At 40.0% G+C, this 24,140-nt stretch carries 20 protein-coding genes and 1 riboswitch; of the genes, 10 read left to right on the top strand and 10 right to left on the bottom strand.

Annotated features, from left to right (window positions below; all coding sequences use genetic code 11):
• Nucleotides 1–70: 70 nt before the first annotated feature.
• From thiS to K7X70_RS17965, 5 genes are all read right to left on the bottom strand, one after another.
• A complete protein-coding gene (gene thiS, locus K7X70_RS17985; protein ID WP_062551101.1) occupies nucleotides 71–274 on the bottom strand; it encodes a sulfur carrier protein ThiS in 204 nt (67 codons plus the stop codon).
• Nucleotides 275–336: 62 nt separating this feature from the next.
• Nucleotides 337–424: riboswitch (TPP riboswitch) on the bottom strand.
• A 228-nt stretch (nucleotides 425–652) separates the two neighbouring features.
• Nucleotides 653–1,216 (bottom strand): YciE/YciF ferroxidase family protein, encoded by a 564-nt coding sequence (locus tag K7X70_RS17980; RefSeq protein WP_222538377.1) that lies wholly within the window; start codon nucleotides 1,214–1,216, stop codon nucleotides 653–655.
• Between the two features lie 243 nt (nucleotides 1,217–1,459).
• Complete coding sequence (locus K7X70_RS17975; protein ID WP_222538376.1) at nucleotides 1,460–3,013, bottom strand: DUF6850 family outer membrane beta-barrel protein; 1,554 nt, start codon at nucleotides 3,011–3,013, stop codon at nucleotides 1,460–1,462.
• Between the two features lie 72 nt (nucleotides 3,014–3,085).
• Nucleotides 3,086–4,411: a DUF4876 domain-containing protein gene (locus K7X70_RS17970; protein ID WP_222538375.1), complete on the bottom strand. Its 1,326-nt coding sequence runs from the start codon at nucleotides 4,409–4,411 to the stop codon at nucleotides 3,086–3,088.
• Between the two features lie 11 nt (nucleotides 4,412–4,422).
• A complete protein-coding gene (locus tag K7X70_RS17965; protein WP_222538374.1) occupies nucleotides 4,423–7,203 on the bottom strand; it encodes a TonB-dependent receptor in 2,781 nt (926 codons plus the stop codon).
• Between the two features lie 167 nt (nucleotides 7,204–7,370).
• Between K7X70_RS17965 and K7X70_RS17960 the strand changes: the two genes are divergently transcribed.
• Nucleotides 7,371–8,525 (top strand): MFS transporter, encoded by a 1,155-nt coding sequence (locus tag K7X70_RS17960; RefSeq protein ID WP_222538373.1) that lies wholly within the window; start codon nucleotides 7,371–7,373, stop codon nucleotides 8,523–8,525.
• A gap of 312 nt (nucleotides 8,526–8,837) precedes the next feature.
• Here the strand turns inward: K7X70_RS17960 and K7X70_RS17955 are convergent, their stop codons facing one another.
• Nucleotides 8,838–9,236, bottom strand: coding sequence for a YtxH domain-containing protein (locus K7X70_RS17955; RefSeq protein ID WP_222538372.1), 399 nt, complete (start codon nucleotides 9,234–9,236; stop codon nucleotides 8,838–8,840).
• Between the two features lie 183 nt (nucleotides 9,237–9,419).
• On the opposite strand from K7X70_RS17955, the gene K7X70_RS17950 reads away from it, so the two are divergent.
• The 3 genes from K7X70_RS17950 to K7X70_RS17940 all read left to right on the top strand — a co-directional run bounded on the left by K7X70_RS17950 (nucleotide 9,420) and on the right by K7X70_RS17940 (nucleotide 13,440).
• Nucleotides 9,420–10,583, top strand: coding sequence for an MFS transporter (locus tag K7X70_RS17950; protein WP_368388866.1), 1,164 nt, complete (start codon nucleotides 9,420–9,422; stop codon nucleotides 10,581–10,583).
• A 180-nt stretch (nucleotides 10,584–10,763) separates the two neighbouring features.
• Nucleotides 10,764–13,136 (top strand): ABC transporter permease, encoded by a 2,373-nt coding sequence (locus K7X70_RS17945; protein ID WP_222538371.1) that lies wholly within the window; start codon nucleotides 10,764–10,766, stop codon nucleotides 13,134–13,136.
• A gap of 61 nt (nucleotides 13,137–13,197) precedes the next feature.
• The gene (locus K7X70_RS17940; protein ID WP_222538370.1) at nucleotides 13,198–13,440 is read left to right on the top strand and encodes a hypothetical protein; all 243 of its coding nucleotides are present in this window, start codon (nucleotides 13,198–13,200) and stop codon (nucleotides 13,438–13,440) included.
• Here the strand turns inward: K7X70_RS17940 and K7X70_RS17935 are convergent, their stop codons facing one another.
• Both K7X70_RS17935 and K7X70_RS17930 read right to left on the bottom strand, forming a co-directional pair.
• Nucleotides 13,441–14,340, bottom strand: a complete 900-nt coding sequence (locus K7X70_RS17935; RefSeq protein WP_222538369.1) for a dihydrodipicolinate synthase family protein — start codon at nucleotides 14,338–14,340, stop codon at nucleotides 13,441–13,443.
• Nucleotides 14,341–14,371: 31 nt separating this feature from the next.
• Nucleotides 14,372–14,836, bottom strand: coding sequence for a cupin domain-containing protein (locus K7X70_RS17930; protein WP_222538368.1), 465 nt, complete (start codon nucleotides 14,834–14,836; stop codon nucleotides 14,372–14,374).
• Between the two features lie 115 nt (nucleotides 14,837–14,951).
• Here K7X70_RS17930 and pdxR point away from each other — a divergent pair, with 115 nt between their 5' ends.
• Nucleotides 14,952–16,421: a MocR-like pyridoxine biosynthesis transcription factor PdxR gene (pdxR, locus tag K7X70_RS17925; RefSeq protein ID WP_222538367.1), complete on the top strand. Its 1,470-nt coding sequence runs from the start codon at nucleotides 14,952–14,954 to the stop codon at nucleotides 16,419–16,421.
• Nucleotides 16,422–16,432: 11 nt separating this feature from the next.
• On the opposite strand, the gene K7X70_RS17920 is transcribed toward pdxR, so the two are convergent.
• Nucleotides 16,433–16,870, bottom strand: coding sequence for a DUF3995 domain-containing protein (locus K7X70_RS17920; RefSeq protein ID WP_222538366.1), 438 nt, complete (start codon nucleotides 16,868–16,870; stop codon nucleotides 16,433–16,435).
• A 225-nt stretch (nucleotides 16,871–17,095) separates the two neighbouring features.
• On the opposite strand from K7X70_RS17920, the gene K7X70_RS17915 reads away from it, so the two are divergent.
• Together K7X70_RS17915 and K7X70_RS17910 are read left to right on the top strand one after the other, a co-directional pair.
• Nucleotides 17,096–17,761, top strand: a complete 666-nt coding sequence (locus K7X70_RS17915) for a class I SAM-dependent methyltransferase (RefSeq protein ID WP_222538365.1) — start codon at nucleotides 17,096–17,098, stop codon at nucleotides 17,759–17,761.
• Nucleotides 17,762–17,890: 129 nt separating this feature from the next.
• Nucleotides 17,891–18,682 carry a DUF3050 domain-containing protein gene (locus K7X70_RS17910; protein ID WP_222538364.1) on the top strand — a complete coding sequence of 264 codons (792 nt, stop codon included), beginning with the start codon at nucleotides 17,891–17,893 and terminating at the stop codon, nucleotides 18,680–18,682.
• On the opposite strand, the gene K7X70_RS17905 is transcribed toward K7X70_RS17910, so the two are convergent.
• On the bottom strand, nucleotides 18,679–19,215 hold the full coding sequence (locus K7X70_RS17905; RefSeq protein ID WP_222538363.1) for a hypothetical protein: 537 nt from the start codon (nucleotides 19,213–19,215) through the stop codon (nucleotides 18,679–18,681). The two genes, K7X70_RS17910 and K7X70_RS17905, sit on opposite strands and share 4 nt — an antisense overlap.
• 92 nt (nucleotides 19,216–19,307) lie before the next feature.
• Here K7X70_RS17905 and K7X70_RS17900 point away from each other — a divergent pair, with 92 nt between their 5' ends.
• From K7X70_RS17900 to K7X70_RS17890, 3 genes are all read left to right on the top strand, one after another.
• Nucleotides 19,308–19,706, top strand: a complete 399-nt coding sequence (locus K7X70_RS17900; RefSeq protein WP_222538362.1) for a BlaI/MecI/CopY family transcriptional regulator — start codon at nucleotides 19,308–19,310, stop codon at nucleotides 19,704–19,706.
• Nucleotides 19,707–19,754: 48 nt separating this feature from the next.
• Complete coding sequence (locus tag K7X70_RS17895; protein ID WP_222538361.1) at nucleotides 19,755–21,569, top strand: M56 family metallopeptidase; 1,815 nt, start codon at nucleotides 19,755–19,757, stop codon at nucleotides 21,567–21,569.
• Between the two features lie 73 nt (nucleotides 21,570–21,642).
• Nucleotides 21,643–24,120, top strand: a complete 2,478-nt coding sequence (locus K7X70_RS17890; protein WP_222538360.1) for an outer membrane beta-barrel family protein — start codon at nucleotides 21,643–21,645, stop codon at nucleotides 24,118–24,120.
• Nucleotides 24,121–24,140: the final 20 nt, after the last annotated feature.

Below are 24,140 nucleotides of genomic sequence, written 5' to 3'. Positions count from 1 at the left end.
TTCGGTTTCTTGATGAAGAAAATGAGTATGCTTAGAAATTTTAAGGTGTTTTCGTATGGATCAGAGAAGATTAGCCTCCCTGGGTGGCTTTAATGACAGTAAGTCGGTCGCCATCCTGCAGCAGCCGTTCGGGCCACTCCGTTTTTGAGATGATGGTTTGATTGATGGCCACAGCAATCCCCTGAACGGGAATTTGAAGCACGTTTAACAGCAATTGTTCTACGGAACAAGTTTCGCTGATCGGATAGTTTTGTTGATTTACAGTTATTTCCATTTTTTGATAAATAGGAAAAACTATAGGCATGACCTTTTTACAGGCATGAAAAGACGGCAAACGGATTTGCTTCTACTTTTCCCTTCGGCAGTACTAACTGCATCAGGTTCAAAGGGTATTTCTCAGCGCAAGGCACCCCTAAAGTTTTTTTGTAAAACTAGGCTATTTTTCTGAAAAACAAAATCTGTACTGAAAAAATCAGGAAAAATAGAAGGACTGAGTTTTCAGAGCGATTGGGAACGACAAGTTAGGCCAACTAGTCATGATAAATGGGGAGGAAGGCTGGGGTAAAAACTGCGTACCCTAAATAACGAACCCCTCAGGTAGGAACCTGAAGGGTCGGATTAAAATTGTAAGGGGTATTAAAAAAAAACGGAATTATTCAGCCGCTGCCTGCTCGTTGATAAATTCTTCAGCAATCTCGGTTAGCGCCACATCCGTTTCTTTTTCATTGTCTAATGTTTGTTGCAATAGCTCAGCCACATCAGTATGGCCCATATTTACTGCAAATGTTCTTAAGGTGCCATAAGTAGCAATTTCATAATGCTCTACTTTTTGTGCAGCCAGAATCAGAGCGGCATCACGTACCAAGGTGCCTTTTTCTGTATCTTCAATGATAGAATTTGCTTCTTCTACCAATCCTGCCATGGCATCACATTTTTTAGCCTGAGCTTTTTCTCCAAGCTTTTCAAAAACCTGCTCAAGGGTAGCAATGTGTGTCATTGTTTCTTCTGTATGCGTTTTAAATGCGGCTGCGAGCTCCGTGCTGGTCGCTGCTTTCTGCATTTTTGGCAAAGCTTTGGATAGGTGTTTCTCTGCCCAGTAAATGTCTTTCAGCTCGTCAATAAAGAAGTTGTGAAATTCAGAGTTTTCCATTTTACCATTTTTTGCTTTTGAACTCGCTGCTGTTTTTGTACTGCTAGTTTTCGATGTAGTTGCCATAATTCTTGTTTTTCTTTTAGGTTCGACTTATGCCCATTATAAACTAGTCCAACACAAAAAATGTTTAACAGAACCTAGAAAATAATTATTTATTTGCCTTAAGAGCAGTTGGTTATGAATGTATGTTTTTAAATATACATAGAAGGAGTAAAATAGAGCTGAGCGTAGCCAGGCAAAAAAAATCAAAATGCTTCATCAAAAAATGAAGGAAGAATCCCAGCATAAGCATTCTTCCTGAAAATCTTAAAAATAGAAGTGGAGAGAAAAGTTTGTAGAAAATCGCTGGTTTCCTGGAAGCGTTGCCATTATTCTGTCCAAACTTTTAAACTGAGTAGCCTCGTTGTAAGTAAAACCTAGTTTTATCCCTGTTTGAATCCGTCTGAAAGTGGGGAAGGTATAGTCTGCCTGCACTGTTCCACTGAAATAGTCAGCGGTATTATAGAGGTAATCGTTGTAGATTACCGTTTTTGTAAATGGACCTTCATTAATAATCGGAACTACAAACTGATCATTTATATTTTTTGAATATACACCTTTCACATTCATTCCGAAACTCTGACTTCCTGGAAGCTGTCTGTTGAAGCCAAATCCCACACCCGGTTTAATCGCATTGTAAGAAATAATATTCGCTTTTGAGCCATCCTGACGTTCTTCTCCATCTTTTCTCAGCTCCAGTACATAGTTGAAACTTGTCTTACCAGGTTTACTCAGTAATGCTTTTATACCCCATTGTTCCCTGTTGTACAGGTAATTATTTGCACTGACTTTATAGCTGAAATCTTCCCCATCTAAATTACTGTAGTTGGCGATCAGTAAAAGCTGATACTGGGACAACTTTTTCTTCCAGGCCAGGTCAAATTTATAGCTTTTCAGGTAGTAATCGTTAAAGAAATCACCATAGGTAATGTCTGGAAATTTGTTGAGGAAATTCTGGGTTTCTTTAAGGTAAGATCCCGACCAGGAGAACCTCCCAAAGCTGGGATTATCATAATTAAGGTAGGTATCAATGCCTTTGCGCGATTGCTTATTGTGGAAAACTCTATTAATGGTTTTCATATCGGGATCCCCGTAACCATTGATCAAATGGGTGATGTACTGCGGTTGATCGATGTTATTTTCGTTTTGCTTGTTTTTGTAAGCGATGTCTGTTCGCTCTTCTCCATAACCGTATCTAAGCCCTAGTCCTAACGATAGTCCTTTAGAGAGTTGGTAACCCAGACTTGCCTGCATGTTAAACTGATAGTCATTGAGCTTTGCCCTAGGGTCATTAGTCGAATAATGATCGCCGACCCGATAATCAATGCCCAAAGCAAGCGGTAAATTCTTTCCGATCATATTGCGCTGTGCCATCGCATTAAACTGGTAAACAGAGCGTTCGTAGTTTACGTTCCTTTCCGAGCCATAGTATAGCGGTGCAGTGGTGTTATTTCTGGTTTGATGTGCCCATTGGGTACTATCTTCTCTGATTTTATGGTACACTAAAGCGCCCCATAAGGCGACATCTGAAAGTGTAGTTTTTCCTTCGGTTGCAAAATAAGTATCATTCGTTTTACTGCTCTCCTGGTAAGGTATAAATTTGCCTTTTGTCAATTGGTGGCCTAAGCTCAGGGTATTGAAGCCATCAGGCATACTAGCCGTGAAAAAACTTTTGTTTTTTGCGAAATTATAAAAATTATAGGCTGCAGAATCTATCGCAAATGACCTGGCCTTTATACTTGCAGTCAAATCTGAAGTTTGAGCATAAGTAGCAAGCGTACAGAGCTGCAGCAGTAAAGCAATCGTATATATTTTTTTCATCGGGGAAATGGAATAATTAACGGTCATGAACACTATCACGATCATGACCGCTATTTAAATGATCAGCAGATTTTATTGAAAACCTCTTGGATTTGCTTTCTCCAGGTAGATAAAATCTTCTGTAGAGTTGTTCGTATCTTTTAGTACCACCCTACCATTGACTGTTTTCTCAGTTTTTCTGATGACCGACTGTGAACTGTAATTTCCTTTAGGAACGAAGGTGAATCCAGCATCAACATTAGCACCTAATTTTTTCGGAAAACGGCTGGAAGCAATATTCGGCTGAATTTCTACGCCATCAATCAGGTATTTTACCGGAATCTGGAAGTATTTTTTTACTGTAGGCAATGGAGCTGCTTTTAAAGGCTCGAAATATTGTGGCCATTCCCTTACCTTTTGCGTCCCATCCACTTTGAAAATCACGTAACTGTCTTTTCCATTTGCATCCAGGATCATATCATTTCCTGAATAAGAAAGAATTTCAATATTAGGAACTTGAGGATTGTTTACATCTGATGAAAACGGTTTCCCGCCAAGAATATCTCCATAATAAGCTTCGAAATCAGCACCACTCAGGTCAATTGTTAGTTCCGGATCTCTCACAGTAACTACTTTGCCATCATTTCCAGTGAAAGGTGCTTTGTGATTTAAGGCAGTTTGTGCCACAACAATACTTTTTCCAGGTTGTACAGGGTATTGTTTTCCTGTACCAGGGATCATGTATAAGGTTTTTGCATACACATAATCTTTGTTCGCATTGGCGCCATCCACCATACCAATTGATTTGCTCCAATCCATTTGGCCTGTAGACGTGTAATTCATATTTGGAGATTCGCTGGACACTCTTCCATTGAGCTGTGCAAAATAAAGACTATCTGCATATAAGACCTGATCGGTGTTGTTATAGAATTCAAGAAATTGATCTCTGAAGATCGCTCCGTTGGTGGTATTGGAACCAGCATAGTAGATTTGCTTGATCAGCCATTCGCCAGGTGTTCCCGCAATTAACTTGAGCGCTAATGTCCCAGTGAAAGTAGCATCAAGTTTTTTATTTTTTTCGGATGCATTAAAGGTCACTGAAGCATCTGTTGGGATTCCGGTAATTCTGGTATAATCTGCTGCAGAAATTGTTAAATTCGCATCAATGTCGTAGCTCCCTGGTGAAACGGATTTAAAAGCAACCTTTCCTGAAGCATTTGAAGTCAACTCCATGCTCGCTTTACTTTGGGTATTCGTGATTTTAACAGTTATTTTTTCAAGCGGTAATGTATATCCCAGGGATTGGTCGTCAAAACTAAGGTTAATGTCCATGTCTATTGGTTGTGTTCCAGGAGTTTTGTCTTTTTTACAAGCCAGTAAGCTGGCCGCGAGGAAAAGGCTAAGTACAAGTTTTTTCATGAGTTTTTATATTACAGTTTTAATGATAATTCGGCGCCGAATGTAGGGCTGGGATTGGGATTAATTATGGTTCCACCGGGGGTGGTATAAGTAGGTTGATAATTGAAAACATTGTATACATTGAAGGAGAATTTGAACCTTTTTTTAATCTCTTTTCCTATACTCATATGGTAATTGGGAATGATTCTGGGAAGATTACTTTCTCTATAGGAGCTTTTTGAGATTGCCAGATGACCATATAAAGGGTCTTTTGGGTTGAAATCTGTGATGGCAATGTATTCAAGCGCATTGTTAAGGTAGGCAATTGGGATACCTGCATTGTCTGGAACCTCTGTTTTTTGAAGCAAAGCAAATTCAGCAGTAAACTCTGCAATCAAACTGATTTGTGGGATATGGGTGGTGGCAGAAATCCGGGCGTTACTTTGATAGGTGATCGGCGTAATACGTCTGTAAATGCCAATGCGGCCATAGTTAAGATTGGTATTACTATTTTCAACTGGATTGTCTCTTTGATTCGACTGATTTGTAGTTGCGGTCCTAAATATGCCGGTACTCAGGTTAAAGGAGGTGGCAATCGCTTTAATCGCTGGAGTACTCATCATGAATTCCAGCCCGCTGCTGTTGGATTTTAAGCTGTTTTCAAATGAATAATATGTCAGCAGCTGATTTTCTGAACCAGTTTGCGTGATGATGGGTTGCTGACCAGCTAAAAATTCTGCTGAATATCGAGGTAATGGTACTACCCGCAGTTGTTCCACGGTATTAATACCATTTCTGGCCATTTTGTAAAATGCCGACATAGAAAGGTTAAACCGGTTCACTTTCAAATTTGAAGTGAATTCCAAGGTTTGATTTTGAGCAGGTTTCAGGTTCTTATTGCTCGGGTCGTATCGATCCAGATACAAGAGATAAATACTTTCATTCGCCTTCCCATTATAGGAAACCAACAATGGAACTTCCATGAAAGTGGGACCAGGATAGCGTTGTGCGAGGCCTGGTGCTTTAAATCCAATGCCATAAGCCAAGCCTAGTTTTAGATGGTCGCTCATTTGGTAATTGATATTGGTTCTTGGCGCAACGGAAGCAAAGCCATTTTGTACATCCAGACGTACACCGGTGCGAAAATTTAGGTTTCTGCCGGCAACTTTCAGTTTAAATATATCCTCTGCATATAGGCCAATGTCTTTTTGGGCCATAGCCAAACCGAAATCATAATACCTTTCAGACCCGGTAGATTTGAATAATGATGTTCCTGTATCTTTTGTAGTTGCATCGCTCCTTGGTTTTGAAGGGTCAGACATACGTCCTTCTCCTTTATTGGCGCTGTAATTGAAACTTGTTCCAAAAGATAGGTAATGAACGGTTTTACCCGTGTTGAATTCCGCATTAAAGTCTAGCCTCGCCGAAAGGTTCACAGGACGGCCATCTACTAATGAAACGGCATTATAAATTCCAGAAGCAAACTGCCCTTCGGTAATACCCGTAGTCGTAGCCTCAGAATATAGAATATAGGCCACATTCCTCAATTCTTCTGAATAAGTTTGCTGATGACCTTCATTATATTTTAAATTTAACCCGATGTTTTTCAGAAAATTCCCATTCAAGCGGTAATTCATCCGGTTTCCGATGCCAAAGTTCCAGCTGTCGAACCTGGTTTTAGTGGATTTCGGATCGTCAGGGTCTTGTTTGATCCCATCCAGATTTCTTCCGTAATCGAGGCTAAAGGTGTTTTTCAATTGTTTTTCCCGGCCAAAAGAATTCGTCCACATCGTATTGGCATTGATTCTCTTGTAAGCTTTCAGTTTCTCCCTGTTGTCAGAAAATGAATTGACATAATTTAAACCCATATTTAAGGCACCAAGATCATGACCCAATTTTGTTCCTTTAGAAAAAGAGTAGGAAGTGGCATTGTCTCTGAGCTGCATCCGGATTTGAGCTGGACCAGCACCTGCCTGACGTTCCACAATTACGGCTCCATCACTGAGGTCCCCATATTTTGCAGAGGGAACACCAGCAATCACTTCAATACTTTCAATATTGTCTGCCGGAATTTGTCGAAGGTCGGTACCCCCAAAAGCGTAATCACCGGAGTACGCCAGATTTCTTCCACCAGATAGTCCCCAACTGTTGGGACTTGATATACTGGAACCCGATAATCCAGTTAAACCAGGATTATAACTCTGCATATTGGCATTATTACTGATCGCCTGACCATCTACAATGATGGCAACCCCAAAGGAATTGTTCAGCGTAAAAGCATCTCTGCCGTTATTCCGATCTGGGTAAGCTGCCCTTAAGGTTAAATTCTGTATGTTTTGTAAGGAAGGCGGACTGGTTTTTCTATTCGGAATCAAATTCAGCAGGTCATTTAAACTCAGTGCAGGAATCTGTTCAATCATGTCCCTGTCGATGAGGATAGAGGAGTTGGAAGATCCCTCTCCATTACTTTTTGCGCTAATCGAGATCTCCTTTAAACCCAGGTCAAGTGTTTTAAGGGTAATGACACCCAAATCAATTTGCTCTTTATTGATCAAAACCTGTCTGCTGATCTTTTTGTAACCAATGTAGCTGAATTCCAGATGGATCACCTGATTGCTTACTTCTGACACCTGAATCGTAAAAGTTCCGTCTTTTTTAGTGATGGAATACTGATTGGTTTCTACCAGTTTGATATTCACCAAATCAATAGGTTGATGTGATTCATCATTCACTTTTCCAGTGACGACCGCTTTTTTTTGCGCGTAAATAGCCGTTGAAGCTATTAATAGGAGTGTTGTGTAAAGTAATTTCAATTTAGACTGATTCTAATTCCAGGCGCAAAAGTGTAATTTTTACACTAATAAAGCAAGTTATTTAGAATAATTCTATTTAGTCTCTTTTGAAATTCCAATGCTGTCTATGAAATAGGGAAGGATCGTACAAAATGATTGCTTACTTTTGTACAATAATTCTTCCGCCAATGATTTCTAAGCAAAAACATCGTTTCTTTCTAAGTCTTTTCTTTTTCATCTCCGGTTTTAGTTTCGCGACCTGGGCATCAAGAATTCCTACAATTAAGATGGCATTTGACTTGAACGAAGCGGAATTAGGAAGCATCCTATTGGCCCTGCCGATAGGATCATTATTAGGCTTGCCCATCTCTGGATGGTTGATTTCCCGATTCAATAGCAAGGTGCCATTGGCAGGAGGATACGCTTTAAATGCATTTTCATTGGCATTAATCGGCTTTGCACACAATATTTATAGCCTGGTAGGCGCGGTAATTCTATTTGCATTCACCACCAGGATCTTTAATATTTCCGTAAATACCCAGGCTTTAACCTTACAGAAGCAATTTGAAAAGAAAATTATTGGCTCTTTTCATGGCTATTGGAGCATTGGTGGAATTGCTGGAATTGCACTTTCAACCGCTTTACTGGCTTTAAACGTGTCTATTCAGCTCCATTTCAGTATTGTAGCGGTCATTATGCTGGGAATTACCTTGTACTCTTATCAGTTCCTGCTCAGTGGCGATCGTGCTACAACTGGCAATAAACTGATCCTGAGCAAACCAGATCCTTATATTTTTTACCTGGGGGTTGTGGTTTTTTTGTGTGCAATTTGTGAAGGCGGGATGTTCGACTGGTCTGGAATTTACTTTCAGGAAGTCATCAAAGTAGAAATCTTCACTTATGGTTACCTGATCTTTATGACCTTTATGGCGGCTTCCAGGTTCTTATCAGACATCATTATTGGTAAAATCGGAATGCCGAAAACTTATATTATGAGTGCCGCATTTATTGTGTCAGGAATTAGTCTGGCCATTATCTTTCCGGTTTTCTGGCCTGCAATGATCGGTTTCTCTTTAGTGGGCTTTGGTACTGCATCAATTATTCCAATGTCTTATGCATTGGCTGGTGCCTCAAAAAAATATTCTCCAGGGATGGCCATCTCTATTATTGCCACTTACTCGATCACCGGAATGCTTTTAGGCCCTCCATTGATCGGTTATCTGGCTCATGCTTTTAACCTTAGGGTTTCCTTTATCATTTTTGCTCTATGCGGATTGATGCTAATTCCGATCACCAGGATGTTTTTCAACCACCAGAAAATCGTAGATAAAGAAGTTGCCTAGTGCTGAAATCACAAACTAATAGTAGTATCTAACTTCTCTGGTGTAAACTTATTCCAGTATAGGATAGCCCTTATTGTGCTGATACGTATAAAGTCATTGGTAGGTCTCTGGTAGGGGGTTGATAGGGCCCTGATAGGTCTAATGGCCCTATTAAGGCAGGTACAAGGGCCTTTCAAATAGGATGGAACCCCGAAGAGAACCTAAGGTCATGCCGGAATCAGCTCCAGTTCAGCAGGGGCCTAATAGCAAAAGCCCATTACCTTACAGCGTAAGAAACGGGCTTTTGAGGAAATGAAAGAAAGGGGGATAGAATTAACTATTTAGTACGTTTTCTGCGGTATGTTTTGCATCGGATTCCAGATCTTTAGCTTTAGATTTTACTTGATCTACAACGTCACCTACTGCATTTAAGGCTTCATTTGATTTTGTTTTCGCTTTGTCAAATACCTGATCTTTCAAATCGGCCAATTGGTCTACTTCTGATAATATTTTACTTTTAGCAAGGTGTAATTTGTCCTTTGCCGAATCAGAAAGATCTTTTGCCTTGTCAGCTATTTTTGTTCTGGTATCAGTTCCACTATTTGGTGCAAACAATACACCTATGACAGCCCCAATGGCCAAACCGGCCAAGAGTGCCACTACAGGAATAGTAGAATCAGTTTTATGAGCGGTTAATGAAGAAATTGCGTTACGATAATTATTGTATTTCATGGGATTGGGTTTTGTGGTCTCATCTAATTCGATGATAACCTGTTTGATATACCAACAAGTGGCTTTCCAAAGTGTTTGAAAAAAAACAAATTAAACAGATTCTATTTGACAGAATGAAGACGAAATAAAGCAAATGATTTAGTTAATTTTGCATGGTGTATTTATTACACTAACTTACAGTTGATGATGAAGAAAAGCTTACTTACTTTAACCCTTGGCGGACTTGGAATTGGCATTACAGAATTTGTAATGATGGGCCTCTTGCCTGATATTGCCAAAGATTTAGCCATTACCATCCCGCAGGCTGGACATTTGATCTCTGCTTACGCTTTAGGGGTAGTGGTAGGTGCGCCGCTTTTAGTGGCCATTGCCGGGAGTTATCCTCCAAAAAAAATCCTGATCGCGTTGATGGTGATGTTTACTGCATTCAATGCTTTATCTGCTTTTTCTCCGGATTATACCATGATGCTTGCTGCACGTTTTCTTGCCGGACTTCCCCATGGGGCATTCTTTGGCGTAGGATCTGTAGTCGCTAGCCGCATTGCCGGAAAAGGTAAAGAAGCTCAGGCTGTTTCCTTAATGTTTGCCGGTTTAACCATCGCCAACGTAGTAGGAGTACCGCTTGGAACGTATATTGGTCACCATTATTCCTGGAGATACACCTTTGTAATCATAGTGATTGTAGGGTTAATCACACTTTTAAGCTTGAAATTATGGATGCCTAACCTTTCAGCAACTAAAGACAGAGACCTGAAAAAAGAACTGGCATTTTTCAAACTTCCTGAAGCCTGGTTGATCATTTTGATGATTGCTATTGGTACAGGTGGATTGTTCTCCTGGTATAGTTATATTGCCCCATTGCTAACCGATGTTTCTGGTTTCTCAGCAGATTCCATCACTTACATCCTGGTACTTGCCGGTTTAGGAATGCTGGTGGGTAACTTTATCGGTGGTAAACTGGCGGATCGTTTCTCCCCAGCGAAAGCCTCAGTTTCTCTTTTGATCGCAATGGCTGTTTCTTTATTTATCGTTCATTATGTTTCCTATAATCAGACGCTTTCTTTGGTGATGACTTTTATTACTGGTGCAATTGCTTTTGCTGTGGCTGCCCCAATACAGATGCTGATGATCAATACGGCCAAAGGCTCTGAAATGATTGCCGCTTCAGTGAGTCAGGCGAGTTTCAATATTGGGAATGCTTTAGGCGCATTTTTAGGCGGTTTGCCATTGGCTGCGGGTTATGATTATACTTCCCCGGTTTGGGTAGGAACAGTAATGGCTTTAACCGGTGCAGTATTTGCCTGGCTGCTGATTTCCAGAACTAAAAGATTGTCATTAGCACAGTAATATTTAACTACCTGCTCCCCTGAAAATAACAAATCAATAGCAATAGGCATTGTCCGTTTTTGAACAGTATGCTGTCCGCTTATGGACAGCTTTTTCTATAAACTGCGTAGTCTAGGCCTTATAGGCTGATTTAGCGACTGGCATATAGATTGGCTATCACCTACAAAAATACCTATCAATATGTTTAAGCATCATCTGCTACTGATCTACCGGAATTTCAAAAGATATAAAAGCTCGTTTTTAATTAACCTGCTAGGGCTTACTGCCGGTCTTTGCTGTGCCTTATTGATTTACCTCTGGGTGATGGATGAATTGCGAATGGATAGGTTTCATGTGCATACTGATCAGTTGTACCAGGTGATGGAAAATGAAAAAACTGCCTCGGGAATCAATACCAGAGATGCAACGGCTGGTTTGCTTGGTGAAGCCCTGGCTAAAGACATGCCTGAAGTAGAGGAGGCAGTTACCACTTCACCTAACTTTTGGTTAGCAGAAAGTAAGGTAAATACCGGAAATAATCCAGGGATAAAAGCAGGCGGTAAATTTGTCGGGAAAGATTTTCTAAAACTCTTCTCCTATCCTTTGGTTGCAGGAAATACCTCGGAGGCATTGGAAGGAAAAAATAACATCGTAATTTCTGAAAGCCTGGCAAAAAAACTATTCCATACTACAGATGTGGTTGGAAAAGAAATGGTTTGGAATAATTCTGAGATAAAAGGCGATAACCATGTCTTAATCTCTGGGGTTTTTAAGGATATTGCTGCCAATTCCTCAGAACATTTTGATTTTCTGGTGACTTTGGATGTACTCTTTAAAGGCGGTACCTATTTGAAATGGCAAAACCTGGGACCTAATACTTTTTTGCTCTTGAAAAAAGGAACTGATCCCCAGGAATTTGCGGCAAAGATTGAAGATTTTATGGCCAAAAAAGGACATCCTTACAGAAGGCTGTTCATCAGGCCCGCTGCCGATGCTTACTTGTATGGAAGGTATGAAAATGGTGTGGTTGCTGGTGGAAGAATTGATTATGTGAAGTTATTCTCACTGATTGCTATTTTCATTCTAGTGATCGCCTGTATCAATTTCATGAACTTATCTACCGCAAAAGCCTCGAGGAGAATGAAGGAGGTAGGGATTAAAAAGGTGATGGGCGCAAGTCGTAAATCATTGATTTTTCAATATTTATCCGAATCTGTCCTGTTAACCGTGTTGTCACTATTTCTGGCCTTACTTTGTGTAGAACTCTTTCTGCCGCAATTCAATAGCATTACCGGTAAAAACTTAAGCCTTCATTTCGATTTAAAAATGACAGGTGTTTTATTGGGAATTATCTTATTTACAGGATTGTTTTCAGGAAGTTATCCCGCTTTATACTTGTCTGGATTTAATCCTGCAGCTGCATTAAAAGGCAAGTTGGGAGCCACCATGGCCGAATTATGGACGCGTAAAGGCCTGGTTGTTTTTCAATTTACACTTTCAGTGATCCTTATCGTTTCTGTTTTTGTCATCTATAAACAGATTGAATTTGTACAAACCCGCAATCCAGGATACCAGAAAGACAATGTGATGTACTTTGAAACAGAAGGAAGATTGCAGGAGAACTTCGGTTCTTTCCTAACCGAGGTTAGAAAGGTACCAGGCGTTATTAAAGCTGCTGGAATGGATCGGACCTTTTTAGGAGATCAGAGTGGCACAACAGGTACTTTTAAATGGGAGGGGATGGATCCAAAAGAAGTCATCAAATTCCAGAAAGGAAGAATTGGTGTCGATATGGTGGAAGCCTTAGGAATGGAAATGGCCCTGGGAAGAAGCTTTTCTGACAAGTTTGGTGCTGATAGCTCAAAAGTCCTGGTGAACGAAGCTGCCATAAAAGTGATGAAACTTAAAGACCCAATTGGTAAAACATTTGGGATTTGGGGAGAAGATTATCAGATTATAGGCGTGATCAAGGATTTTAATTACGAATCCATGCACCAGGAGGTGAAACCCCTGTTTTTTAAATACGCGGAGAAAGACCTGACCCGGGTGATGATTAAGATGAAGGCCGGATCAGAAAAAGAAACAATTGCAGGAATCCAGGACTTCTATAAAGAGTTTAATCCGGGTTATACCTTAAATTATAGGTTTCTGGATCAGGACTTTCAGGAGCAATATGTGGCGGAAACCAGGGTAGCGGTATTATCCAGATATTTCTCCGCATTAGCCATGATCATTTCCTGTCTTGGTTTATTCGGATTGGCTACTTTTACTGCTGAAAGACGATTGAAAGAGATTGGCATCAGGAAAGTATTGGGAGCTTCAGAAGCAAGTATCATCATGATTTTATCCAAAGATTTTACAAAACCGGTCATTGCAGCTATATTGATTGGCCTGCCAGTTAGCTACATCATAACTAAATACTGGTTAAATACCTTTGCTTATCGAATAGAGCTGCAGCTTTGGTATTTTGTAGCTGCAGGGCTATTGGCTTTATTGATTTCCTGGATAACGGTAGCCATTCAGGCAGTTAAGGCAGCTACAGTAAACCCGATTCAATGCATTAAAGCAGATTAATAAATTTGACAAATTACTTATATTTGAATGCTATGGTTTTTTTAGCCATAGCATTCAAAGTATGCCAGAAATACTCCTCATCTGTGTTTTATTAATTCCCCAGACTGTAGCCGGTATTCTTGCTTTCAGCATGGGGAGAAGCTTTTGGTTCTGGTTTTTTATCTCTTTTCTAATCCCTATCATCTCTCTGATCGTTTTGTTGTTTATGGACGATAAAGGAACAGAAGCTACAGGTTATGAACTGGCAGATCATGTTCGCGAAAGAGAAAAAGAAAAGCACTCATTAGAAAAAGAAGCACACTAATTAATGGCTTTTGGCAGCCAATCTGCAGCCTTGCAATAAGCCTTTTAATTCTTCAATTTCTGCTGTTGAAAGAGGTTTTAAAGGTGCCCTAAGCTGCCCTGCATCTTCGCCTAGTAACTCCAGGCCAGCCTTTATGGCTCTTGGTAAACCTTTTCCCAGTAAGAATTTTAAAAGATCTAATTGCTGGTAAAATAATTCCTGTGCCCGTTTTAAATCATTCTTTAAGGTAGCTTCATATAAGGCAATGTTCAATTCTGGAATCAAGTTACTTGCTGCGGTGCACCAGCCGCTGGCACCTGCGGTAAATGCACCTAATGCCAATGGATTGGAGCCGTTGAAAAAGGGAAGGTCCGCTCCAAGCTCTTTGCGTAGCGTATGCATTCGCTGAAGATCTCCAGAACTTTCTTTAATCATAGTCACATTTGGAATTTCTAATAGTCTCTTTAACAGTGATGGCGACATGTCTACTCCTCCGGTAGCAGGGTTATTATAAGCCATGATGGGTATAGAAATTGCAGCGGCCACCGCTTCATAATGCTCAAAAATCTCTTGATCGCTCAATTTCCAATAACTCATTGGTAAGATCATGACCGCATCAGAACCTGCCTTTTCTGCAAATTTTGCATGGTAAATGGTTCTTTCAGTGGTGAGATTGGAAACACCGGTGAGCACAGGAACTCTTCCGGCAACTTGTTGGATGGTCGCTTCCGTAAGCGCCTCTTTCTCTTCATCGCTGAGGTAAGGCATCACTCCTGTGCTGCCAAGCGGTGCAATGGCATGTACGCCAGCTAGGATCATCCGCTCCGTTAATCTTTTGAAAAGAGGAACATCAATTTGTTTCTGCTGATTAAATGGAGTGATGGGATAGGCAATGATGCCTTTAAATATGGATTTCTGCATGGAATTATGTTTTAATGGTGGTTTTTAAGGATTAATCTCTTCCTTCTTCTTCGCGAAGGGCTACACCTAAATGCTGTAGCTGTGGTGCATTTTCACAGGCAATGTATTTTGCCTGATTTTTGTCGCTCTTATTCTGGTGCCTATGCCATGCCCAAACCGGGATGTAAACCGCATCCCCAGCCTGCCATTCCACTTTTTCTCCTTCGATTTCGGTGTAACCTTCTCCTTCAATGACAAAAAGAACAGTTTCGTATGTGTGACGGTGTTTATTGGTCAGCTGACCCGGTAAAAGTCCACCAATAGTCATGCTTACATTTTTAGTGGGCAGGTCTACAAAAAATACCGGATGTTTCCTCTCTGAGGAAAATTGATTATGAATGCCTGCTTGTTCTACATTTTTATGAATGAATTTTTCAGGACGCTGGTAATTTGGACGGGCAAAAGTTTGATGAAAATCTTTGGATGATAAGGGTTTGTTGTTTGCTGTTGTACTCATGATTTTTTGATTTAATGATGAATTGAAGGAAATATGAACTCCTTTTTATACTGCAAAATTTGTTTATTTTTGGCTGACTAAAATCATCCAGTTTTTAGTAAAACTAATGGGCCAGATGTTAAGACCTTGGAAAATCCTTTTAAACATTGAATTGGGGACAGATAAAGCTGTTTTTCAGCAGATTGCTGATGGTTTGATTGCTGAAATTCTCAAAGGAAGACTAAAGCCGGGGATGCCATTACCCGGAAGCCGGATTCTGGCAGAAGACATCGGCGTCAATAGAAAAACAGTGGTTCTAGCTTATGAGCAATTGATTGCAGAAGGCTGGCTGGAAACGCTTTACAAAAAAGGAACCTTTGTTTCAGAAAAACTCCCTAAGCAAAAAGTCAGGCGTAAACAAAGAAATGAGGACAATATTTCTGCTTTGAAAAACTTCTCTTTTACGGCATACCATAGGGGTAGCCCAACAGAAGTTACCAGTGATGTACCCTTAATCGTCTTTAATGATGGTTTACCTGATGTGAAATTGGCACCATTGGATGAGTTAGCCAGGGCTTATAAAAGGATATTTCAGCAGAAAGCACGCTGGCGCATGCTGGGCTATGCAAATGAAAGGGGAGAGGAGCGGCTTCGCAGCGCAATATCCGCTATGCTGAGCATGGATCGGGGCTTGAATTTTAATGTCAACCAGATTTGTATTACCAGAGGAAGTCAGATGGCACTTTACCTAACCGCTCAGGTTTTGTTGAAAGCCGGAGATTTTGTAGCCATAGAAAATCCTGGATATAGACCCGCATTTGATGTGCTTCAGCATGCAGGTGCCACCATGATTCCTGTTGGACTAGATGAACAAGGCATCAACGTGCAGCAATTGGAGGAGATCTGTAAGTTACAGCCGATCAAAGCAGTGTATGTGACACCTCATCATCAATTTCCTACCACGAGGAGTATGAAGGCAGATCGTCGTTTGCAGCTGCTAAATCTTTCCAATCAATATGGCTTCGCCATTGTGGAAGACGATTATGACCATGATTATCATTTCGGATCCAGGAGCTTACAGCCGCTGGCAAGTTATGAGGCGGCACATAATGTGATTTATATCAGTTCTTTGAGTAAGCTGATCGCTCCAGCGGTAAGGGTGGGGTATGTGGCCGGCCCTGAGGCGTTTATAGATTCTTTAGCGGCATTAAGGATGACAATTGATCGTCAGGGAGATCCGGTAATGGAAAATGCAGTCGCCGAATTGATGGAAGAAGGTCTGGTAAATAAGCATGCTAAACGGGCATTAGGGATTTATAGAGCACGAAGAGCAATGATGGTCAAATACCTGGACTTATATATGAAAGGGCTGGCAGATTACGAACTTCCGGAAGGTGGGCTTGCCTTTTGGTTGGTGTTTAAGCAACCTGTAAATACCATTCAACTCGCGGAACAGCTGCTGAAAACTGGGGTCCAGGTGATTTCTACGGAAAGGTTTTCTTTTGATGAACAGCCTTTAAATGCACTGAGACTGGGTTATGCTTCTTTAGAAGCCGAAGAAATGGAACGTGGTATCAGGTTGATTGCCGCATTATTAATGAAATGATCAGTTGCAACTTATTTTCCACAAGACATAAGTGGAATGGATAAACTAAAAAGGGAGATCAATAAACACAAAGGAATATAAGTTCTGGTATCTTCTTTTGCAAAACCTGTTCCTTTCACACTTTTCATCATTCCAATGTATTTGAAATCCCCAATGGCACGTAATGAAAAGATTCCAGCAATGAAATAAGTTGCCATATGGATATAATTCATGGGAATAAAACTACCGATTACACCAGTATTGGCTACGGTAATGAAGGCAAAAATAACTAGCCCGAGGGCTACCATTAAGGTTCCTGTTTTACCGGGTTGTAAGGCTTTTTCGCCGCTGCTGCAAACTGGAAGCGCATTTTCCAATGCCCAGGTGCCACCAAATGCCCAATAAATATGTAAAAATGCCAGGAAAAGAAAAATCATTGCATTGATTGCAACCAGGAAAAACATCATCATAGTTATAGTTAAAAAAGGGTCGCAATATCGCAATACTTTCGGTTTTCATCGTATAGAGGGAAGAAATATATTTTCATTTCTTTTCCTGTAGCTCAGAAATAGTTATTTTCATTAGAAATCAGATGGGCTGTTTTATTTCTTGCTGGCTATTGTATATCTTGTAAAACGAATCGGGTGCTAAAGGAGTTTTTCTTTTGATACCTTGAATTTTAAAATAGCTCAATTATGGAAAACAAATGGAATGAAGACGATTTGAAGGCAGTTGGCAGTCAGTTGAGTTCGCCAAATGGTGAAGCTGGGAAGAAAACCGGAGAACGGATGGCTGTTTCAAATGAAAATATGATCAAGCGGACTATTGATGCCATGAAACTGGCTGATCAGCAGCAGGTATTAGAAATCGGACCTGGGAATGCGAGCCATCTGACTATGCTAATGGCACAGGCAAAGGGCTTAAAGTATATAGGAATTGATATTTCTGAAACAATGATCGAAGAAGCAAGCCGGATCAATCAGGAACTGCTGAAGGCCGGCGAGGCTGCTTTTTTATTGTCGGATGGTATACATATTGATTTTCCTGCCCACAACTTTCATAAAATATTTACGGTAAATACGCTGTATTTCTGGAAAGATCCTAAAGCGTACGCTACGGAAATTTATAAAGCGTTAAAACCAGGAGGTTATTTTTGTATCGGTTTTGCCGACAAAAACTTTATGGAACAGCTGCCCTTTACGAAATGGGATTTTCAATTGTACGATACACAAATGGTGAAAGATTTGCTGGAAGAAGTAGGTTTTGAAGTAATCAAAGTATGGGAAGAGAAAGAACAGGTGACAAATAATATAGGTATGGATGTGAAAAGAGATATTATTGTGATCACTGCAGGCAAGTAAATGACGCTTTTTAGCACCTATAGGGGTAATGTTCAAGGGAAGTCAGGAATATTGTCATATTAAAATAAGTTCCTGTCGGCTGCGGATATTCCATCGCAATGAATGTATACATTTGCATTTTTTACGACCATGGAAAATAAAACAAACACTACCCTAGAAAGAATTCAGCAGCATATTGAACCTTTAAGACAGGAGATCATTCAGCATAAAGTTTACGGCGTCATCAACGACCTGGAAGATTTAAGGATCTTTATGGAATACCATATTTATGCTGTATGGGATTTTATGTCCCTTTTAAAAGCCTTACAGATTAACCTGACCTGTACCAGTATTCCATGGTTTCCGGTTGGTTCTGGAAATACCCGTGCGTTAATCAACGAAATTGTAGCAGGTGAAGAATCAGATGTTGATGCTGAGGGGATTAAAAAGAGTCATTTTGAAATGTATCTGGATGCCATGCAGCAATGTGGTGCGGATATCAAGCCAATTGGTATATTTCTGGAGGCCTTAAAATCAGGAAAAACAAGGAATGCGGCTTATGAAGCAGCGGGAACTCCGGCTGAGGCCAGAGAATTTGTTGATTTTACCTTTCAGGTGATTGAGGAAAAACAAGCACATATCCAAGCGAGTACTTTCACTTTTGGCAGAGAAGATTTGATTCCAAACATGTTTTTAACGATGGTTAACGACTTAAATCAGAAGTTTCCTGACCAGATTTCCTTGTTTAAATATTACTTAGACCGACATATAGAAGTAGACGGAGATCACCATAGCCATCTTTCCTTAGAAATGACAGCGGAACTTTGTGGCAGTAATGAAGCTTATTGGCTGGCTGCCGAAGAAATGAGTATGGAATCTTTAAGAAAAAGAATCGGGCTTTGGGATGGTGCTTATCAAGCCATCATGAGCCGCAAAGCTTAATTCATAAATATTGGCGGAAGACTATAGTCTTCCGTTATTTTTTCAATAAAGAGCGAATTGATCGCCTTAATTAATAGATCGGCATTTCTTTTCGCAATAGGAAGCGCTGTCTGGTATACATCTTCTGGTAAATCATAGTGATTATAAGTCTGGAAAATCATGAGGATTTGAGCATTGCTCCCCGCTTTTGTGGCCTCTTTCCCAATCACTGATAGACCCTTTTGAAAGAATTTTAATTTTGGATTGGTCCTGAAAAAACCGTAGTCATGTTGGTACATCATTGTTTTTGTATTGATAACGAGGTGTTCTTTTCCGTAAATATTCCAAAAGGAGAATCTGATCAGTAGAATCGCGCACAAAGTACTGAATATCATCAATGCGACAACCCCTTTGCTGACAGCAAGGACTATAACCCCCAGTAAAATAAGGTTTAAAGATCCTAATATCAGCTTTGCCGGGAGATCGGCATTGATCCCAATGGTGACGTAAATACAAACTCCATCAGAATCCATGATGAAAAAATTTTCCTTCATATTCGAGCATTAAGGTATTAAGGAAAGTTAGGTAAAAAATAAATAATAATCCTAAGTGTTGTTTCGTACGAAAGTTTTCCTACCTTTAGTTTATGGAAACGAATCACTCAAAAAATCTAAAACCAATAGAGCCGACCAAAGCGGAATTAGAAATCCTCCAGGTACTATGGGAGCAAGGCCCTACTACCGTTCGTTTGGTGAATGATAAATTAAATGAATTTCGCGAAGTTAATTATACTTCTACCCTGAAACTGATGCAGATTATGGCAGAAAAAGGAATCCTAACCCGTGATGAAAGTCAGATGAAACACATTTACCATGTTGCGGAAAAAGAACAGACGACTAAAGATTTTCTGTTAGACAGATTTATTGATACCATGTACAATGGATCGGCTGGTAGATTGATGATGCAATTGATGGGGAATAAGAAAACCTCAAAAGCAGATCTTGAGGCGATTAAAACTTTGCTGAATCAGCTGGAAGAAAAATAGCATACGAGAATTATTAAAATAAATACGATCACCTAAAGAACCACAGGAATGGAAAGCATCATATTTAAAACCTTGTTACACTCCCTTTGGCAGGGCCTGATCCTTGCCCTCCTCACTGCAGCAGTATTGGTTTTTACACATAAATCCAGTGCCAGCGTACGATACAACTTATTGATTTCTTGCTTGATCTTGTTCTCAGTAAGTGTTTTTGCCAGTTTTATCTATGAATGGCAATCTGCGGATGCTGCTGTTGATACTGGAGTAGTTACTGCTGCGGATCGACTGGCAAATGCTTTTCCATGGTCCTCGGGTACTTTACCAGCGCAAGATAGCGTAGGAAACGATTCCATTGCTGCGGTACAGCAACCCTGGGTTTGGCTGCAGCAGGCGCTTTCATTCTTTAATTCCTATGCCAGCACGATTGTACTGCTTTGGCTTTTAGTTATCGCCGCTAAAAGTGTGCAGTTGTTTGCAGGATTATATAGTATCAAAAGAATTCGCCAGACTAAAATCAGCTCAGCAGGGCCGTATTGGGAGAATAGGGTGCAGCAATTGGCCATACAATTTGGTATTTATAAAATGGTGGCCATCGTACAGTCCGGACTGGTGAATGTTCCTATGGTAGTGGGATATTTTAAACCCTTGATTTTAATCCCTATTGGTTTACTAAATAACCTTTCTAAAGAAGAGGTTGATGCGATCTTATGTCATGAGTTGGCTCATGTAAAAAGAAGAGATTATTTGGTGAATATCCTTCAAAGTTTCATGGAATTGCTGTTTTTCTTTAATCCGGCAGTCTCTTGGCTGAGTGGATTGATCAGAGAAGAAAGAGAAAGCTGCTGCGATGATCTGGCTGTTTTGAATACAAATAATAATAAAGCAGGTTATATCAGTGCACTGGTTTCTTGTGAAGAGTTTCAAATGAATAAACCAGTCTATGCAATGGCGATTTCAGGGGATTCCAATCAATTGGTGAAACGGGTAAAGAGAATGGTTTCTAATGACCATCCAACTTTAAATAAAATGGAGAAGAGCATTCTGGCAGTTTCCCTGCTGGCGGTGGTTACTTTTAGCATGGCATTTTCTACCGTATTGAAAAAACCGGCACAAAAATCAATACAGGAAGCATTGAAAAGTCAAAGCCTAGCAGACACTGAAAAAGAAGTGCCAGCCTATCAAAAGATGATCTCTGCTATTGAAAGCGGGGTGCTGACCGCAGAACATTTGGTGAAAGGAATAGAAAAAGGTGTTTTAGAAACTGAAAATGCCGTAGCTAAAACTGAAAATTTTGTAGCTGATGTTGAGCAGCAATGGTCTCCAGGTGACCCGAAAAAATATGCGGCTAATCAGGCTAGATATGAAGCAGATAAATTAAGATATGCAGCTGATAAAGCAAGGGATAAGGCAATTAAAGCTGAATTAGTGGAAAACCAAGCGAGACCCGAGGCGAGTAAGGAGGAAATAGCAGCTGATCAAATCCGGGCTGAACATGAAAAGCAGCGGATTCAAGATGAACAGAAGCGGGTTCAAGATGAAACAAACAGGATTCAAAATGAAAAGCGAAGCCCTGCTCAGAAAAAAGTAAAATCAACAGATGCAAAAAGTACCATCACCAAAAAGTTTGTTTCTGATAATTCTACGGCAACGGTTTATGATGAGAAAACGCCAGACTACATTTTGAAGGATTTGATAAAAGACCGTTTGGTAAAGCAGGACGAGAAGTTGTCTTTTGAAATCAATCAGCATCAATTCCTCTTAAATAACAAAAAACTTCCGAAAGATGTTCGAAAACGCTATGAACAGAAATATCTGAAAAGTGCGGATTGGATCATTTCCTATAAACAGGAATACGAATCAAAATAGGGAGCATAAATATTCAATTAATGTGTTATAGCGCGCTGTAAAACAGCTTTTCTACAATTTAATTCTTAAATAAATGAAAGTATTGATCGCGGTAATTCTGACCGCATGGCTGATTACAGCCCAAATTTTAGCTTTTTCCCAAGCGCCCGCTACAGCCAGATTATCAGGAACGGGGCGAATTTCAGGTAAAATAATGAAAGATGCGACTGCACCTTTTGACCTGGCAACAGTGGCCTTGTTTAATGCACAAGACAGTAGTCTTTTGAAAAGTACGTTTACAGAGCAGGATGGAAAGTTTTCTTTTGAACAGTTACCAAAAGGAAGTTATCAATTGAGAATCTCCGCAATGGGTTATCAAAACCTCCAGAGCGCAGTGGTGATTTTGCAGGATCACAATTCAACAGTTGTCCTTCCGGCATTAATCCTGTTGGGCGCTACAAAAGACCTGAAAGAGGTAGCCATCACTGGAAAAAAGGCTTTTATTGAGCGTAAAATTGATCGAACCGTAGTCAATGTAGATGCTTTAATTGCAAATGCAGGTACCACTGCCTTAGATGTACTGGAGAAATCACCAGGAGTAATGGTGGATCAGAATGGTTTGATTAGTTTAAAAGGAAAACAAGGGGTTGCGGTATTTATAGATGGTAAGCCCAGTTATTTATCGGGTGCAGACCTGGAGAATTACCTGAAGTCCATGCCATCTTCTTCATTAGATCAGATTGAGCTGATGACCAATCCTCCTGCAAAATATGATGCTGCAGGAAAAGGTGGAGTGATCAATATTAAAACGCGTAAAAGTAACCAGACAGGCTGGAATGGAGGATTAAATTTGGGATATACACAAGGGGAATTGCCTAGAAGTAACAATAGTTTTAATATGAATTTTCGAAAGGATAAGTTGAATTTTTTCACCAATCTAAGTCAGAATTACCAAAATAACTTTACTGATCTGGATTTATTCCGCAAGTATAAAAATGAGGATGGCAGTACTAAATCTTTTTTCGAACAAAACAGTTATATCCGTAGAAAGGCCAATACTTTAAATGGAAAAATTGGAATGGACTATTACCAATCTGAGAAAACAACCTGGGGAGTGGTGGTGACTGGCATGAACAGATCAGGAAATCAAACGACAGATAATGTAAGTCAGCTTTTAAATGCCGGAAGAGGACTAGATTCGGTAGTTAAAGCACTCAGTAAAGAAAAAGAAAGCTTTAAAAATCTGGGTTTTAACCTGAATTATCGCCATGATTTTGACAAAAATGGTCAGCAGATTTCCATGGATGCCGATTACCTGGTATACCGTACCAATAACCGTCAGCAGATCTTTAATTCTTCTTACCTGCCTGATCAAAGCTTGAAATCTCAAGATATCCTTCATGGAGCATTACCCGCTAATATTAAAATATATTCCCTGAAAGCAGATTATACTAAGCCACTTAAAAACAATTGGAAAATAGATGCTGGCTTGAAATCAAGTTATACCAAGACTGATAATGTGGGGGATTACAGCTACACGATTGGAGATATCACCCGTCCGGATTATCAAAAGAGCAACCATTTTATTTATAAGGAGAACATCAACTCAGGTTACATGAACCTGAGCAGGGAAAGTGGAAAATGGTCCATACAATTGGGGTTAAGGGCAGAAAATACCAATTCTGATGGCCATCAATTGGGCAATCCTTTGAAACCAGATTCTGCTTTCAATAGAAACTACACGAGTCTTTTTCCTACGGCCTACCTGTCTTATAAACTGGATACCTTAGGAAATCACCAGATCGGTTTAAATTATGGAAGAAGAATAGATCGTCCTTATTTTCAGGACCTGAATCCATTTATTTCTCCACTGGATAAATTCACTTATTATGAAGGTAATCCTTTCCTGAATCCCTCTTTTACCAATAGTATTGAGCTTTCTCATACCTTCAAAAATAAAGTGACCACTGCTTTGAGTTACAGTGATACGAAAGATGAAGTGAATGAAACCATCGAGATTCGGGATGGGATTTATTACAGCAGGCCTGGAAATATTGGCAGGAAGATCGTGAAAAGCCTGAGTGTAAATTCAGGTTTGGATTTGTTTCCCTGGCTTTCCTGGCAGTTTTATGGTGAATTGACCAATATTAATGCAAAAAGCAACGATTTTTACAGTGGTGCGTTGCACACAAAGGGTACTTTCTTTTTCACAAAGAGTAGTTTTCAATTTAAAATTGGAGAAACCTGGACGGCGGAATGCAGTGGTTCTTACAGTTCTAAAATCACAGATGTACAGTTTGTCATAGGGGAGATGTACCAGTTTAATGCGGGCCTGCAAAAGAAATTATCTCCGAGTTCAACGATTAAAATCAATGGTAATGACCTCTTTTATACTAAGATCGTCAACGGAAAGATTAATAATCTGGCTTCCGTAGAAGCTGGCTGGCGCAATCGTTCAGATTCTAGAAATGTGGTGGTTAGTTATAGCTATCGTTTTGGAAAGACCTTTTCCGACTTAAAAAAACATAAAAATACCGGAGCAGAAGCGGAACAGAATAGAGTGAAAAATTAATATTTTCACCATCTTAGCGG

This window comes from Pedobacter polysacchareus (genome assembly GCF_019802255.1).
In the GTDB taxonomy this organism is placed as follows: Bacteria; Bacteroidota; Bacteroidia; order Sphingobacteriales; family Sphingobacteriaceae; genus Pedobacter; species Pedobacter polysacchareus.
This window is presented reverse-complemented; position numbering and strand designations above follow the sequence as displayed.

Coding starts and splice junctions, on each gene's coding strand:
- K7X70_RS17935 (WP_222538369.1), bottom strand. CDS start 14,340: ATGCAGAAATCCATATTTAAAGGCATCATTGCCTATCCCATCACTCCA.
- K7X70_RS17970 (WP_222538375.1), bottom strand. CDS start 4,411: ATGAAAAAACTTGTACTTAGCCTTTTCCTCGCGGCCAGCTTACTGGCT.
- K7X70_RS17940 (WP_222538370.1), top strand. CDS start 13,198: ATGCCAGAAATACTCCTCATCTGTGTTTTATTAATTCCCCAGACTGTA.
- K7X70_RS17955 (WP_222538372.1), bottom strand. CDS start 9,236: ATGAAATACAATAATTATCGTAACGCAATTTCTTCATTAACCGCTCAT.
- K7X70_RS17890 (WP_222538360.1), top strand. CDS start 21,643: ATGAAAGTATTGATCGCGGTAATTCTGACCGCATGGCTGATTACAGCC.
- K7X70_RS17905 (WP_222538363.1), bottom strand. CDS start 19,215: ATGAAGGAAAATTTTTTCATCATGGATTCTGATGGAGTTTGTATTTAC.
- pdxR (WP_222538367.1), top strand. CDS start 14,952: ATGTTAAGACCTTGGAAAATCCTTTTAAACATTGAATTGGGGACAGAT.
- K7X70_RS17980 (WP_222538377.1), bottom strand. CDS start 1,216: ATGGCAACTACATCGAAAACTAGCAGTACAAAAACAGCAGCGAGTTCA.
- K7X70_RS17920 (WP_222538366.1), bottom strand. CDS start 16,870: ATGATGATGTTTTTCCTGGTTGCAATCAATGCAATGATTTTTCTTTTC.
- K7X70_RS17915 (WP_222538365.1), top strand. CDS start 17,096: ATGGAAAACAAATGGAATGAAGACGATTTGAAGGCAGTTGGCAGTCAG.
- K7X70_RS17950 (WP_368388866.1), top strand. CDS start 9,420: ATGATGAAGAAAAGCTTACTTACTTTAACCCTTGGCGGACTTGGAATT.
- K7X70_RS17910 (WP_222538364.1), top strand. CDS start 17,891: ATGGAAAATAAAACAAACACTACCCTAGAAAGAATTCAGCAGCATATT.
- K7X70_RS17900 (WP_222538362.1), top strand. CDS start 19,308: ATGGAAACGAATCACTCAAAAAATCTAAAACCAATAGAGCCGACCAAA.
- K7X70_RS17930 (WP_222538368.1), bottom strand. CDS start 14,836: ATGAGTACAACAGCAAACAACAAACCCTTATCATCCAAAGATTTTCAT.
- thiS (WP_062551101.1), bottom strand. CDS start 274: ATGGAAATAACTGTAAATCAACAAAACTATCCGATCAGCGAAACTTGT.
- K7X70_RS17975 (WP_222538376.1), bottom strand. CDS start 3,013: ATGAAAAAAATATATACGATTGCTTTACTGCTGCAGCTCTGTACGCTT.
- K7X70_RS17895 (WP_222538361.1), top strand. CDS start 19,755: ATGGAAAGCATCATATTTAAAACCTTGTTACACTCCCTTTGGCAGGGC.
- K7X70_RS17960 (WP_222538373.1), top strand. CDS start 7,371: ATGATTTCTAAGCAAAAACATCGTTTCTTTCTAAGTCTTTTCTTTTTC.
- K7X70_RS17945 (WP_222538371.1), top strand. CDS start 10,764: ATGTTTAAGCATCATCTGCTACTGATCTACCGGAATTTCAAAAGATAT.